Source organism: Umezawaea sp., from assembly GCF_057122925.1.
Genome location: NZ_DBNGPQ010000110.1, coordinates 15,527 through 28,462, shown reverse-complemented (window position 1 = coordinate 28,462; position 12,936 = coordinate 15,527). Strand labels below are relative to the sequence as shown.

At 72.8% G+C, this 12,936-nt stretch carries 6 protein-coding genes and 1 tRNA gene; 5 read left to right on the top strand and 2 right to left on the bottom strand.

Translation table 11 applies throughout. From position 1 onward, the window contains the following. The first annotated feature begins 26 nt into the window (after nucleotides 1-26). The 3 genes from AC156L_RS25525 (at nucleotide 27) to AC156L_RS25515 (ending at nucleotide 2,910) form a co-directional block, all read left to right on the top strand. Nucleotides 27-968, top strand: a complete 942-nt coding sequence (locus tag AC156L_RS25525) for an ATP-binding cassette domain-containing protein (protein WP_330883292.1) — start codon at nucleotides 27-29, stop codon at nucleotides 966-968. Nucleotides 969-1,123: 155 nt separating this feature from the next. After that, nucleotides 1,124-2,398 carry a cation:proton antiporter gene (locus AC156L_RS25520; protein ID WP_330883290.1) on the top strand — a complete coding sequence of 425 codons (1,275 nt, stop codon included), beginning with the start codon at nucleotides 1,124-1,126 and terminating at the stop codon, nucleotides 2,396-2,398. Then, the gene (locus AC156L_RS25515) at nucleotides 2,395-2,910 is read left to right on the top strand and encodes a flavin reductase family protein (protein WP_330883287.1); all 516 of its coding nucleotides are present in this window, start codon (nucleotides 2,395-2,397) and stop codon (nucleotides 2,908-2,910) included. Before AC156L_RS25520 ends, AC156L_RS25515 begins: the two co-directional genes overlap by 4 nt. Before the next feature lie 166 nt (nucleotides 2,911-3,076). Here AC156L_RS25515 and AC156L_RS25510 read toward each other — a convergent pair whose 3' ends face one another. Both AC156L_RS25510 and AC156L_RS25505 read right to left on the bottom strand, forming a co-directional pair. After that, a complete protein-coding gene (locus AC156L_RS25510) occupies nucleotides 3,077-3,715 on the bottom strand; it encodes a GTP pyrophosphokinase (protein ID WP_330883285.1) in 639 nt (212 codons plus the stop codon). Nucleotides 3,716-4,622: 907 nt separating this feature from the next. Continuing rightward, a tRNA-Ser gene (locus AC156L_RS25505) sits at nucleotides 4,623-4,709 on the bottom strand. 968 nt (nucleotides 4,710-5,677) lie between these two features. On the opposite strand from AC156L_RS25505, the gene AC156L_RS25500 reads away from it, so the two are divergent. Together AC156L_RS25500 and AC156L_RS25495 are read left to right on the top strand one after the other, a co-directional pair. Continuing rightward, complete coding sequence (locus AC156L_RS25500; RefSeq protein WP_330883283.1) at nucleotides 5,678-7,183, top strand: acyltransferase domain-containing protein; 1,506 nt, start codon at nucleotides 5,678-5,680, stop codon at nucleotides 7,181-7,183. 4 nt (nucleotides 7,184-7,187) lie between these two features. Next, the gene (locus tag AC156L_RS25495) at nucleotides 7,188-12,920 is read left to right on the top strand and encodes an SDR family oxidoreductase (RefSeq protein ID WP_330883281.1); all 5,733 of its coding nucleotides are present in this window, start codon (nucleotides 7,188-7,190) and stop codon (nucleotides 12,918-12,920) included. Nucleotides 12,921-12,936 lie beyond the last annotated feature (16 nt).

Below are 12,936 nucleotides of genomic sequence, written 5' to 3'. Positions count from 1 at the left end.
TTCGGTTGAGTGAACGAGGAGTGCACGTGGACGTCGCGATCCAGGTCGAAGGCCTGACGAAGCGGTACGACCAGCACCAGGCGCTGGACGGCATCGACCTGTCCGTGCGCCAGGGCTCGGTGCTGGGGCTGCTCGGCCCGAACGGCGCGGGGAAGACGACCGCCGTGCGCGTCCTCGCGACGCTGCTGGAGCCCGACGGCGGGCGGGCCATGGTGGCGGGCTACGACGTGGTGAAGCAGCCCGTCGAGGTGCGCAGGCGGATCGGGCTGGCGGGCCAGTACGCCGCCGTGGACGAGCTGCTGACCGGTCGGGAGAACCTGGTGCTGCTGGGCACGCTGCTGCACCTCGGCCGCGCGGGCGCCCGCCGCCGCGCCGCCGAGCTGCTGGAGCGGTTCGACCTGACCGAGGCGGCCGACCGGTCCGCGGAGACCTACTCCGGCGGTATGCGGCGCAGGCTCGACCTGGCGAGCTGCCTGGTCGCGGACCCGTCCGTGCTGTTCCTCGACGAGCCGACCACGGGCCTCGACCCGGCCAGCAGGCAGTCGCTGTGGACGACCGTGCGCGGGCTGGTGTCCGACGGCGTCACGGTCCTGCTGACCACGCAGTACCTGGAGGAGGCCGACTACCTCGCCGACCAGGTCGTGGTCATCAACTCCGGCAAGGTCATCGCCGACGGCACTCCCGACGAGCTCAAGCGCAAGGTCGGCCAGGAGTGGCTGGAGGTGGTGGTGGCGCTGCCGAACGCGGTCGAGACCGCGGTGCGGGTGCTCGCGCCGATCGCCGTCGACCACCCGACGTCCGACCCCGTCAAGGGCGTGGTCGCGCTCCAGCTGCGCGACGGCATGGACGGGATCGCCGCGGCCGCGGTGGCGCTCAAGGACGCGGGCGTCGAGGTGGCGGACTTCGCCATGCGCCGCCCCACTCTCGACGACGTCTTCTTCAACCTCGTGGGCCACGCGCCGAGGTAGGCCCACACCGATTTTCCGCACACTACTGGGGAGTGAGACATGTTCGACCACCCGAGGACGACCACACGACGGATCGAGAACTTCTCCGGCAGCAGAGCACTGTCGATGGTGAGGACAACCCCCCGCCGCGGTGACGCCGGTCGGGGGGGCGTCCGATGAGCACGGTGCTCCTGGGCCTGCACGTCGTCGCGGTGCTGGCGGTCGTGCTGGCCGCGGCCCTGCTGGGAAGGCTGGCGGCGCGCGCCGCGCGCCAGCCGGAGGTGATCGGCGAGATCCTGGCCGGTATGTTGATCGTCCCCGTCGTGGCGGCCGTCGCGGGCCACGGCGCCCTGGCGGAACTGCTTCCGCCGGACGTGCTCGACGTGCTGAAGCACATCGGCAAGATCGCTCTCGTGCTGTTCCTCGTGGGCGTGGCCCACGAACTGCGCCGGGGCAGCGGGAGCCTGGGGTCCCGCTCCATCGGCTGGGTGACCGTCGGCTCCTTCGTCCCCGCACTGCTCTCCGGGTTCGTGTTCGCGGCCTGGGTGCTCTGGTCGGACGACGAGTCGCTGCGCGGCGGCGCCCCCGTGGTCTCACTAGTGCTCATGATCGCCGTCGCGCTCAGCGTGACCGCGGTCCCGGTGCTCGCCCGCATCCTCGAGGACCGGGGCCTGATGACGGGCCGCAACGGCAAGCTGTCGATGGCCGCCGCCGTGTTCACCGACTCCACCGCGTGGCTGCTGCTCGTCGTCGCGCTCGGCACCGCCTCCGGCGGCTGGGGCGGGGTGGTCCGCTCGGTCGTCGTGCTCGCGATCGGTGTCGCCGTCGTCCTGCTCGGCCGGGTCGTGCTGCGCACCAGGTTGTCCGGCACCCTGGCGGCCCGATTCCCCAAGCTGGTCTCCGTGGCCGTGGCGGCCACCGCCCTCGCACTGGCGATCGAGATGGAGAACTGGGGCCTCACCGCCGTGTTCGGCGCGTTCGTCGTCGGGCTCGCCATGCCCAACGGCGAGGACGCGCACCGCTGGGAGGAGATCACCGAGCCGGTCGCCTCGCTCGGCCGCCTGTTCGTGCCGGTGTTCTTCGTCGTCGCGGGCATGGGCCTGTTCGCCACCCCCACCGCGTCGCTGCCGTGGCTCGCGGCCGTGCTGGCCACCGTCCTCGCCATCGCGGGCAAGGTCGGCGGGAGCTACGCGGGCGCCCGGCTCGGCGGCGAGAGCCGCCGCGACTCGATCACCATCGGCGTCATGATGAACACCAGGGGTCTCACCGAGATCGTGGTGCTCCAGGCCGGTTACAGCGCCGGGCTGCTGTCGCCGGGCCTGTTCCTGGCACTCGTGATCATGGCCCTGGTCACCACGGGCCTCACCGGGCCGCTGCTGTCGCTCATCGACCTGCGCGCCCGCCGCACGGCGCCGCAGCCGGTCCTGGAACCGCTAGGTGGCACGCAATGACGCAATCACCTGCCCAGTCGCTGTCCGACCTCCCCGTCGCCGACTTCCGGTCGCTGATGTCGCGGTTCCCGACCGGTGTCGCCGTGGTCACCACCACCGGTGACGACGGCTCCCCGCGCGGCATGACCGTGTCGTCGGTGTGCAGCGTGACCCTGTCCCCGCCCACCCTGCTGGTGTGCCTGCGCACCGGCAGCCCGACGTTGCAGGCGATCATCGACCGGTCGACCTTCACGGTGAACTTCCTGCACGGCCGCGCGCAGACCGTGGCCGAGCTGTTCGCCTCGGGAGCCCCGGACCGCTTCGACCTCATCCCGTGGGAGATGCCGCCCGCGGCGGGCGGCCCGCACCTGCACCAGGACGCCCACTCCACCGCGGACTGCCGGGTGAGCCGCACCGAGCACGTCGGCGACCACGTCGTCGTGTTCGGCGAGGTCTTCGCGGTCTCCGAACGCCACGAGCACGGACCGCTCGTGTACGGCCTGCGGGAGTACCTCTCCTGGCCGGGCCGGTGACCGACCCCCGGTCGCGTCGCTGACGGCGGACCCGCGGAGGCGACCCCCGAGCCTCCGCGGGTCCGCCGTCACCCGGCCGGACCCGCGCCCCGGACCACCGCTCGTCGGGCCAGCGGGTCGCGCCGCCCGCCCCGCGGACGTGGAGGTGGTCGCGCAGGACCGGGGTTCAGCCGTCGCCGTGCACGCGCTGGTGCAGCGACTCCATCCGGGCGTCGAGCTGGGCGGCGATGAGCGCCGTGCTGGTCAGCTCGTCGACGAAGTCCGACGGCGCCTGCTCGTCGAACTTGTAGAACAGCTTGTGCTCCAGCGTCGCCCAGAAGTCCATCGCGATGGTCCGCACCTGGACCTCGACCTTCACGTGCTCCACCCGGTTGGACAGGAACACCGGGATGCGCACGATCAGGTGAAGACTGCGGTACCCGTTCGGCTTGGGGTTCGCGATGTAGTCCTTCGACCGCAGGACCTCCACGTCGTGCTGGCGGCGCAGCATCGCCTCGACGCGGTAGACGTCCGACACGAACGGGCACACCACGCGCACGCCCGCGACGTCGTGCAGGTGCTCGGCGATCAGCTCGGGCTCGGGCGGCAGACCCTTGCGGCGGAGCTTCTCGATGATCGCTTCGGGTCGCTTGATCCGGTTCGTGATGTGCTCGATGGGGTCGTGCTGGTGGACGAAGTCGAACTCCTCGCTCAGAATGCGCAGCTTCGTCATCAGCTCGTCGATCGCGAACTTGTACACCAGCAGGTGCTGCCCGAGGTCGACGGAGACGGGCTCGACCACCCTCACCCGCACGCCGTTGTCCATGCGTCAAGCCTACCGGCGATCTTGGTCTAGACCATCACGTGACCTGCGGCTTACGCCCACCGCACGACACGCCGGGCCCGCCCCGCCCCACACCGAAGACCCGCTCGGCAGACCGACCGGTCGGGGTGCGCGGCCGCAGGCGGCGCGTGCCCGACCCGGCCCGCGCTGGGTGCGGACGGAAGCGCTGAACGTGCCCCGCCCGCTGCACCCGGCCTGCGCCCCCGGCGGGCTGTGCACGGCCTGCCCCCGGCTGCTGCACCTGGTTCGCGCCGCCGCCCGCCGCACCTGGCCCGAGCCCCTCACCCTTCGGCGGGCTCCGGCCCGCGCCCCGCCCCGCCCCGCATCGCCCCGCACCGCACCGCACCGCTCGACGCGGTCCCGGTCGCGCTGAGCACCCGCCGAGCGCTGGAACACGCGCTTGCACCGCGTCGGTGAACGCGGCTCCCGGCCGCACGGTGCACCTGGCGGGTTCCGGTTCGTGCCCGTGCCGCGGTCTCGGCCCTACCGCGCCTCGGCCTGCTCGTGCCCGCGCCGCGTTGGTCGACGCGGCCCCGGGCCGCGCTCGGCGGGCGCGAGCCCGCCGAGCGCGGCCTTCGGGCGAGTGCGGTCGGGTCGTGTCGGTGGGCGCGGTGGTCGGTCGGGCGGCGTGGGGTGCCTGCTCGGCGGTCGGCGGCCTGCCCGCGCGGACCCGCCCACCGCGGTCGGGCGGCAGGGGGTGCCGGTCGTGGGGCGTGGGCGGATGTCCGGGGTCGTGTGCACGTGATCACCTGTCGTGGGTGTGGGGTCCGGGGTCGGACCGCGCCTACGGGGCGCTGAACCGCGATTACCAGCGTGGGTGGTGGCGGTGACCCCTCTCCTGCTACCGGACCCGGTGCCGCGTGCCATCACACGCGGCACCGGGGCTCGGTGGAGGGTGCGGGATTCGAACCCGCGTTCGGTTGTTACCGATCCCGCCTTAGCAAGGCGGTGCCTTGAGCCGCTCGGCCAACCCTCCGGAAAAAGAGGTCGTCGAATTCACGGAATGTGATTCCGCGAGTGTTCAGTCAAAAAGAGCCGCTCGATCGCACTCGGCGAACGGCGGCTCCGCGTGGTGGCGGTCAAGCCGTCAGCAGGCGGAACCTTCGCTGGTCAGGGCCTTGTGGACGCGTCGGCCGAGGTGTGGGCACTCGGCCGTCAGCGGACGGCGGCCGAGGTGTGAATGGTCGGTGGGGCGACCCGCACCCCATCCCTGCATGTCCGTCATCCGGTCCTCCAGGAAGCTGTTGACCATCACTATCCCGCGCATTTCGCGCGAGTGTCAATTGTTTTGCGCGGATTCGTGACCTGGACCGCCACCCCTGCCCCGACCCCTGTCGTCCCCCGGTGATGGGTGACGGCGTTTCAGGGGGTGGGCGGTCGGGGGCGCGGAACGGGCAGTCGTCGTATCCATCCGCGAGCCCCCGGCGAACGTCGCCGAGGCGGGGCTGAACCGTCCGACCGGACCGGCGACTCGGGGGGAACCACGACCTGAACCGGTTCGGCGGCCCGCGCGCCGCCCGGCACCGCGACGAGTCGTGCGCGGATCGTGACGTTCCCATTCGGCCCGCCGCAAACCCGCCGGTGGGGGCCGGTGCGCCGGTCGTCGCGCCGGGCGCTTGCTCCGAAGAGTCCAGCGGCGCTGTTCCGCGGGGGTGATCCGGGTCGCAATCGGCCGCCCGGAACGGCCCGGTTTTCGTAGAGTATAAATCTTCTTTTTCGTAACCTTGTTATAAGACTAAGGGGGCAATACCACCACGTCCGGGGGGCCGCTGGACGCGTAGGGGTCTCATTGATATATAGCATTTGCCTTAGGGGGAGACCAGGGGGCTTGAGAATCCAAGTGGCGCTGCTAGGATTTCGTCGCCGGCCCTGGTTCGGCTTTCACCGCACATTAGGCAATGAGCCCGGCGGTCCGGGTGGTGCACGATCCGAAGGGCGAGGTCGATGGCTGAAGGAAAAGTGGTCCTGCTCTTCCCTGGGCAGGGCGCTTTCGATGGTGAGCTGCTCCGCGCGGCTCACCGGGAACATCCCGAGGTCGCGCAGGTCTTCACCGCGGTCGACCGGGTCGCCGAGGAGATGTTCGGCCGCCCGCTTTCGCCCGTCGTGTTCGGCGCCCGGTCGGTCGACATCGCGGACCTGCTCCGCGACGACCCCTGGGTGTCTCAATTCGCGATCTACGCGAGCGACGTCGCGGCGCACCTCGTGCTCGCAGCCCAGGGCCTGCGGCCGGACGTCCTCATGGGCCACAGCCTCGGCGAGATCGCCGCGCTCGTCGCCGCGGGCGCCTACTCCGTGGAGGACGGGGCGCGGATCGTCGCCCACCGGGTGCTGGCCGTGGAAGCCGTCTCGCCGGACGGGTACCTCGTCGCGCTGAGCACGCCGCGCACGCGCGCGCAACTGCTCGTGGACCTGGTCGGCGACCCCTTCGTCGCGGTCGCCGCGGAGAACGACGACCGCCAGGTCGTCGTCAGCGGCGCGTCGGCCGGGATGGACACGCTCCAGGTCGTCGCCCGCCACCTCGGCATCGGCTCCGTGCGGCTCAACTCGCCGTTCCCGTTCCACTCGCCGGTGCTGCGCCCGGCGGTCGCCGAGTTCGCCGACCGCATCCGCGGACTGCCCCGGCACCGCATGGACGTGCGGGTTTACTCCCCGATCCTGCGCCGCTACTACGGCGACGAGGACGTGCTGGCCGACCTGCTGGCCGGTCACCTCGTCCAGCCGGTCGCGTTCGCCGACGGCCTGCGCCGCGTGCACGCCGACGGCGGCCGGGTGTTCGTGGAGGCCGGTGCGCTGACCGCGCTGACCAAGCTCGTCACGGCGGTCGTGCCCAACGACACGACCTCGCTGTCGACCCTCGCCCGTGGGCGGGACGACGTCCTCGCCCTCACCGGGACGGTCGCCGCGCTGCGCGCGAGCGGCCTGCTGAAGGGGGAGTCGGTCCGCCGCCTCGCCGAGACCCTGGCCCCCGGTGTCGACCCCGCCGTGTTCGCCGCGTTCTGGGCCGAGAGCCGCGGCGAGATCGTCGACCTCGTGGCCGACCGGCTGGAGGCGTTCACGTCCGGGCGCGCCCCCGTCGCGCCGCCCGCGCCGATCCGGCTCGTGCCGCTGCCGGTCGAGCCGCCGGAGCCCCAGGTGGTCAAACTGGCCGCCGTGCCCAGCGCGCAGGTCGACCGCGAGGACCTGTTGCTGGAGGTCCGGGCGGTTTACGCCACAGCGTTGGAATACCCCGAAGAGGTGTTCACCGACGACGTCCTCCTGGAGGCGGAACTCGGTGTCGACTCCGTGAAGCAAATCGAGTTGATGACCCGCGTCGCGACCCGCTACGGCATTTCCGAGCAGGCACGGGGAGTTCGACTCGCCGACTACGACACGATGGGCAAGGTCGTCGACTTCGTGCACGCCGCCATCGTGGAAGGCCACCTCGATTACCCCGTTGCCGCCACCAAGTAACGGGATGAGCACTATGCGTGAGCTCACCGGGAAACTCGCCTTGGTGACGGGCGGTGCGCGGGGAGTGGGCAAGGCGATCTCGGCGGAACTCGCATCCCGCGGCGCCCACGTTCTGATCAACTATTTTCACTCGCACGACGAAGCCAAGCGGACCAAGGCGGAACTGGAAGCCACCGGCGCGCGCGTCGACCTGTTCCGCGCTTCGATAGCCCGAAAGGATCAAGCCACTAGGCTGTTCGACGAGATCCGCGAGCGCTTCGGGCACCTCGACATCCTCGTCAACAACGCCGCGGACGGCGCGCTCGTCCCGGTCGACGAGGTGACCGACGAGCTGCTGGACCGCGCGCTGGACACGAACCTCAAGGGCGGCCTGCGGTGCGCCCGGCTGGCGGCGCCGCTCATGGAGGGCCGCGGCGGGTCGATCGTCACGGTGTCCGCGCTCGGCGGTTCCCAACTGGTGATGGCGAACTACCTGGCGTGCGCCCCGGCGAAGGCGGCGGCCGAGGCCGCCATGCGCTACCTCGCGGTCGAGTTCGCCCCGCTGGGCATCCGGGTCAACGCCGCGTCGGCCGCGATGCTCGTGAGCGAGGTCGCCGACAAGTTCCCCGACGCCGAGGAGATGCAGCGGGTCATCGCCGAGTCCACGCCGTCGGGCAGGCTCGGCACGCCGGAGGAGTTCGCGCGCGTGGTCGCGTTCCTCGCCTCCGACGACTCCTCGTGGATCACCGGCCAGGTCATCCTCGCCGACGGCGGCCTCAGCCTCGGTGCCGCGACGCTCGCCCCCCGGCGGGCCGCGTCCGTCGCGAGCCCGCCCGACGAGCGACCGCTCCCGCCGGTCCAGGGCCTCACCGAACCGCTGCCCGAACCAGCACCCGAACCCGAACCCGCCGCCGCCAACGCCAACGCCGAGGACGAGGACGACGACCACACGATCGCCGTGGTCGGCATGGGGCTGGTCGTGGCGGGCGCGAACGGGCCGGACGAGTTCTGGCGGCTGCGGCTCGACGGCGCGGAGCTCTTCGCGCCCGCACCGGCCGACCGGTGGGAACGGGCGAACTTCCACTCGCCCGACCACACCCGCGAGGACAAGGGCTACCAGGACAACGGCGTCTTCATCACCGACTTCACCCCCGCGGCGGGCGCGGGCGTGCCGTCCGGGCACACCGACCACGAGCTGACCACCCGCTGGCTGCGGCACTCGCTGGTGCAGGCGCTCGACGGCGTCGCCACCCGGCACGACGACCGCTTCTCGTTCCTCGTCGGCTACACCGCCGACGGCAGCCAGCACCTGGAGGAGGCGGGCGTGCTGGCGGCGGCCACCGGGCTGTCCGCCGACGTGCTCGCCGAACTGCCGCTCACCGACGTCGAACGCGACTCCCTGCTGGACGGCGTCGAGGGGGCGCTGCGCACCCGGTACCGGCGCGGCGCCGAGGAGCCGTCGCGGTTCCTGCCGCACCGGGTCGCCGCGCTCGCCATGACCGGTCTGCTGCCGGCCGACACCGAGACCACCATGGTCGACACGGCCTGCTCGTCGTCGCTGTACGCCATCGACATCGGCGTCAAGGGCCTGCTGATGGGCAGGCAGGACGTCGCCGTGTGCGGCGGGGCGTTCGCCCTCGCCCCGCGCGGCACGGTGCTGTTCGCGAAGCTCCAGGGCCTGTCCGAGCGCGGCGACGTGCGCTCGCTGGACGCCGGTGCCGACGGCGTGGTCTTCGCCGACGGCGCCGCCGTCGTGGTGCTGAAGAAGCTCAGCCGCGCCAAGGCCGACGGCGACCGCGTGCTCGCCGTCATCGAGGCGATCGGCTCGTCGTCCGACGGCAGGGGCAAGGCCGTCTACGCGCCCAACGCCGACGGCCAGGACCTGGCGGTGCGCCGCGCGCTCGCGGGCCGCGAGAAGGGCGGTGAGGACGTCGGGTGGGTGCTCGCGCACGCCACCGGCACCCCTGCGGGCGACCTGGCCGAGTTCAGCACGCTGCGCGAGCACTTCGGCACCGCCGGGCCGACGGCCGTGACGTCGAACAAGTCGCTCATCGGCCACACCGGCTGGGCCGCGGGCGTCGTGTCGGTGGTCGAGGCCGTGCTGGGGCTGCGCCACGAGACCATCCCGCCGCAGCACCGGTTCACCGCCGCGCCGGAGGAGTTCCGGATGGCCGGGACCGGCCTGGCCGTGCCCACCAGCCCGCTGCCGTGGCCGCGCACCGCGACCCGCCCCAGGACGGCCGCCGTGTCCGGCTTCGGGTTCGGCGGCACCAACGCCCACGTGCTGCTCCGCGACCACGTCCCCGGCACGCCCGCGCGCCCGAGGCCCGACACCGACCGGTCCGTCGTCGTGGTCGGCTGGTCCGGCCACCTGCCCGGCCTGTCCACGCGGGACGAGGTCGTGCGCTGGCTGCACGGCGGGCGCGCGCCGGACGACAGCTTCGGCGAGTTCTACCCGTCGCCGCCGTTCGCCGAGGTCCGGCTGCCCGCCTCCACCGTCCGCACGGTCGACCGCTGCCAGCTCATGGCCCTGCACTGCGCGCGGGACCTGCGCGAGCAGCTCGGCGACCTGTGGGACGCGGGTGCGGAACGCGCGGGCGTGGTCGTCGGCAACCTCGGCCCGACCCGTTCGGCGATGCTCTACGCCACCCGCTGCTACCTCGACGACATCGCCGCCGCGCTGGCCGCCGACCCGGAGCTGGACCTGCCACCGGAGTTCCTGGAGACCCTGTCCGCGCGGGTCCGCAGGCTCGTCCCACCGTCCAACGAGGACTCGTTCCCCGGCATGATGCCGAACGTGATCTCGGCCAGGGTGGCGAACTACTTCGACCTCAACGGACCGAACATCACCCTGGACTCCGGCCTGGCCTCGGCGCTGACGGCGTTCGACGTGGCCCACCGCTACCTCGCGGCGGGGGAGCTGGACTTCGCGCTGGTGGGCGGGTTCAACGGCAACGTGCTGCCCGAGTACCGGACGCTGCTCGGCGACCTGGTCCACCCGGACGACCCCCTCGCCGAGGGCGTGTTCCTGTTCGCGCTGACCACCGCGGAGACCGCGGCCGAGCACGGCCTGCCGGTGCTGGCGACGCTGGACGCGTCCGCCGACCCCCGCCGGACCGTCGACGCCGCCGAGCACGCCCGCTACACCGGCGCGGCGGGCGCGGTGGCGCTGGCCCGCGCGCTGACCGGCCCCGCCGGACCGGTCGGCGTGGTGTGCGACGGCGTGCGCGTGGACCTGGTGGTGGCGGAGAGGGCCGCCTGCCGGCTGCCGCACCGGTTCACCGACCCGGAGGCCCCGGCACCGGAGGTCAGCAGGTACGTGCCGGAGCTGCGGCCCGCGCCAGCCCACGACGTCCGCCCCGAGGTCCCGTTCTTCCCGCCGGGCACCGTCGTGCTGACCGACGACCCCGACCTGCTCGCGACGGTCGACGTGCCCGCCGACACCGTCGTGATCTCCACCCGGCCGCTGCGCGAGGCCCGCGCGGGCTGGCACGAGCTGGCCGAACGCACCCCGCTCGCCGTCCGCAGCCTGCTCTCCGGCTCGTCCGCGAGGCACCTGCGGCTGGTCGCCGACCTCGGCGCCGTCCCGGCCTCGGCCGCCGTGCTCGCGGGCGACGACCGGCTCACCGCGCTGCACGAGGCCGCGTTCCTCGTGGTGCAGGAGCGCTACGACGTGCTGGCGGCGGGCGACAGCTCGTTCATCTCGCTGCTGCTCGGCGCCCGCCCCGACGGCCGCGACCACCCGGCCCACGGCCTGTTCGCCGCGCTGGTCAAGTGCACCTTCCACGAGCTGCCGAGGTGCCACACGTTCGGGCTGTTCACCGCGGGCTCCGACCTGGCGACCGCCGTGCGCCGCACCGAGCGGGAGAGCGCCGCCGAACGGCTGTACCCGGTCGTGGTGCTCGACGCGGACCACGGGGGCGGCACGGTCCGCAAGACGCTGGTGCTCGTGCCGGAGCCCGTCGACCTGGACCACCCGGCCGACGCGCTGCTGTCGGAGGACTCGGTCGTGCTGGCCACCGGCGGCGCCCGCGGCATCACCGCCGAGGTCGTCAAGGAGCTGGCGCGCACGTTCCGGCCCCGGCTCTACCTGGTGGGCAGCAACCCGCTCGACCACTACGGCCCCGAGGTGTTCGAGGGCACCGACGAGGAGTTCGCCGCCGGGCGCAGCCACTTCATCCGCGCCGAGCTGTCCCGCCGCCGCGGTGCGCTCGTGGCCGGGCTCAACCGCGAGTTCGACCGGATGGTCGACGCCCGCGCCGCCCACCGCAACCTCGCCGAGCTGGTCGAGCACTGCGGCGCGGACCGGGTCACCTACCTCACCTGCGACGTGACGGACCGGGCGTCGGTGGAGGCCGCGGTCGCGACCGTGCTGGCCGCGCACGACCGGGTCGACCTGGTGATCAACGCGGCGGGCCGCAACCGGTCGGCGCTGATCCCGGACAAGGACTTCGCCGAGTTCCGCGCCATCCGCGACCTCAAGGTCGACGGCTACCGCAACCTCAAGAGCGCGCTGCGGGACCGGCCGCCGAGGCTGTGGTGCAACTTCGGCTCGCTGCTCGGCCACTTCGGCCTCTCCGGCGAGCTGGACTACGGCTCCGGCAACGACTTCCTCGCCTCCGCGGCCGACCACGCGGCCACCCTGTCCGGCACCGACGAGTTCACCGTCGGCTGGACGCTGTGGGACGGCGTCGGCATCGGCGCGGACGCGCTGGCCCGCTCCTACTTCAAGCGCGGCGGCCTGTACACGCACATGGCCATCAGCGAGGGCGTCCGGCACTTCGTCCGCGAGCTGCACGCGACCAACCGGCACCCGTTCGTGCTGCACATGGGCGACGCGGAGCTGGAACTGGGCAGGCGGCTCTACCCCGGCTACCTGGAGTCCGCGGACGCGGGCCCCCGCACGGAGTTCGTGCGCGAGTTCGACCCGAGGGCCGTCCCGGACGTCGAGCACCACCTGGTCCGCGGCACGCCCACGGTGCCCGCGAGCTGGGTCGTCGCGCTCGCCGCCGAGACCGCCGCGCGGATCGTGCCCGGCCAGGAGGTCATCGGCTTCACCGACCTGCGGTTCGAGCACTTCGTGCAGGCGCACCCCGCCGGACCGAAGCGGATCAGCGCGCGGCTGCTGGAGCAGGGCGACGAGGTGACGTCCGTGCAGGTGCGCATCACCGTCGACGTCGTGTCGCCCGGCGGTGTCCTGCTGGTCGAGGACCGCCTGCTGAGCAGCGTCGTCGTGCGCTTCGCGCGGGAGTTCCCGCGCGCGCCGCACTGGGAGGCGTGGCCGGAGGACGACGAGGTCGCCCTGCCCGACCCGTACCACCTGGAGTCCTCGCCGGTGCTGCTGACCGGGCCGTTCGTGGCGACCACCGACACCCGCTGGCACCCGCAGGGCAAGCGCGCGAGGTTCGCGCCCGCCGAGGTCCGCCCGTCCGGGTACGGCGTGCCCGCCGTGCTGCTCGACGCGATGGTCCGCACCGAGGTGCTGGCGCCGGTGGACGAAGGGCTGCCGGTGGCCGTTCCCGTGTCGATCCGCCGCATCGACCTCTACCAGCGCGGCGACGACCACGCCCTCGTCACGCGGCACGGCGACCTGGAGCTGTACGCCACCCCAGCCGAGTCGACCGTGGGCCGCCAGGCTCCCGGCAACCGGTTCGTCGCCACCACGGCCGACGGCCGCGTGGTCGTCCAGATCCACGACGTCGAGGCGACCGCGCTCGGGTACGTCGACCCCCTCACCGCCGCGCTGACGCGGGCGTGACCGTCCACGAGGAGAA

Excerpts from the sequence above, each read along its gene's own strand:
- AC156L_RS25500 (WP_330883283.1), top strand. The coding sequence starts at position 5,678 with ATGGCTGAAGGAAAAGTGGTCCTGCTCTTCCCTGGGCAGGGCGCTTTC.
- AC156L_RS25520 (WP_330883290.1), top strand. The coding sequence starts at position 1,124 with ATGAGCACGGTGCTCCTGGGCCTGCACGTCGTCGCGGTGCTGGCGGTC.
- AC156L_RS25510 (WP_330883285.1), bottom strand. The coding sequence starts at position 3,715 with ATGGACAACGGCGTGCGGGTGAGGGTGGTCGAGCCCGTCTCCGTCGAC.
- AC156L_RS25515 (WP_330883287.1), top strand. The coding sequence starts at position 2,395 with ATGACGCAATCACCTGCCCAGTCGCTGTCCGACCTCCCCGTCGCCGAC.
- AC156L_RS25495 (WP_330883281.1), top strand. The coding sequence starts at position 7,188 with ATGAGCACTATGCGTGAGCTCACCGGGAAACTCGCCTTGGTGACGGGC.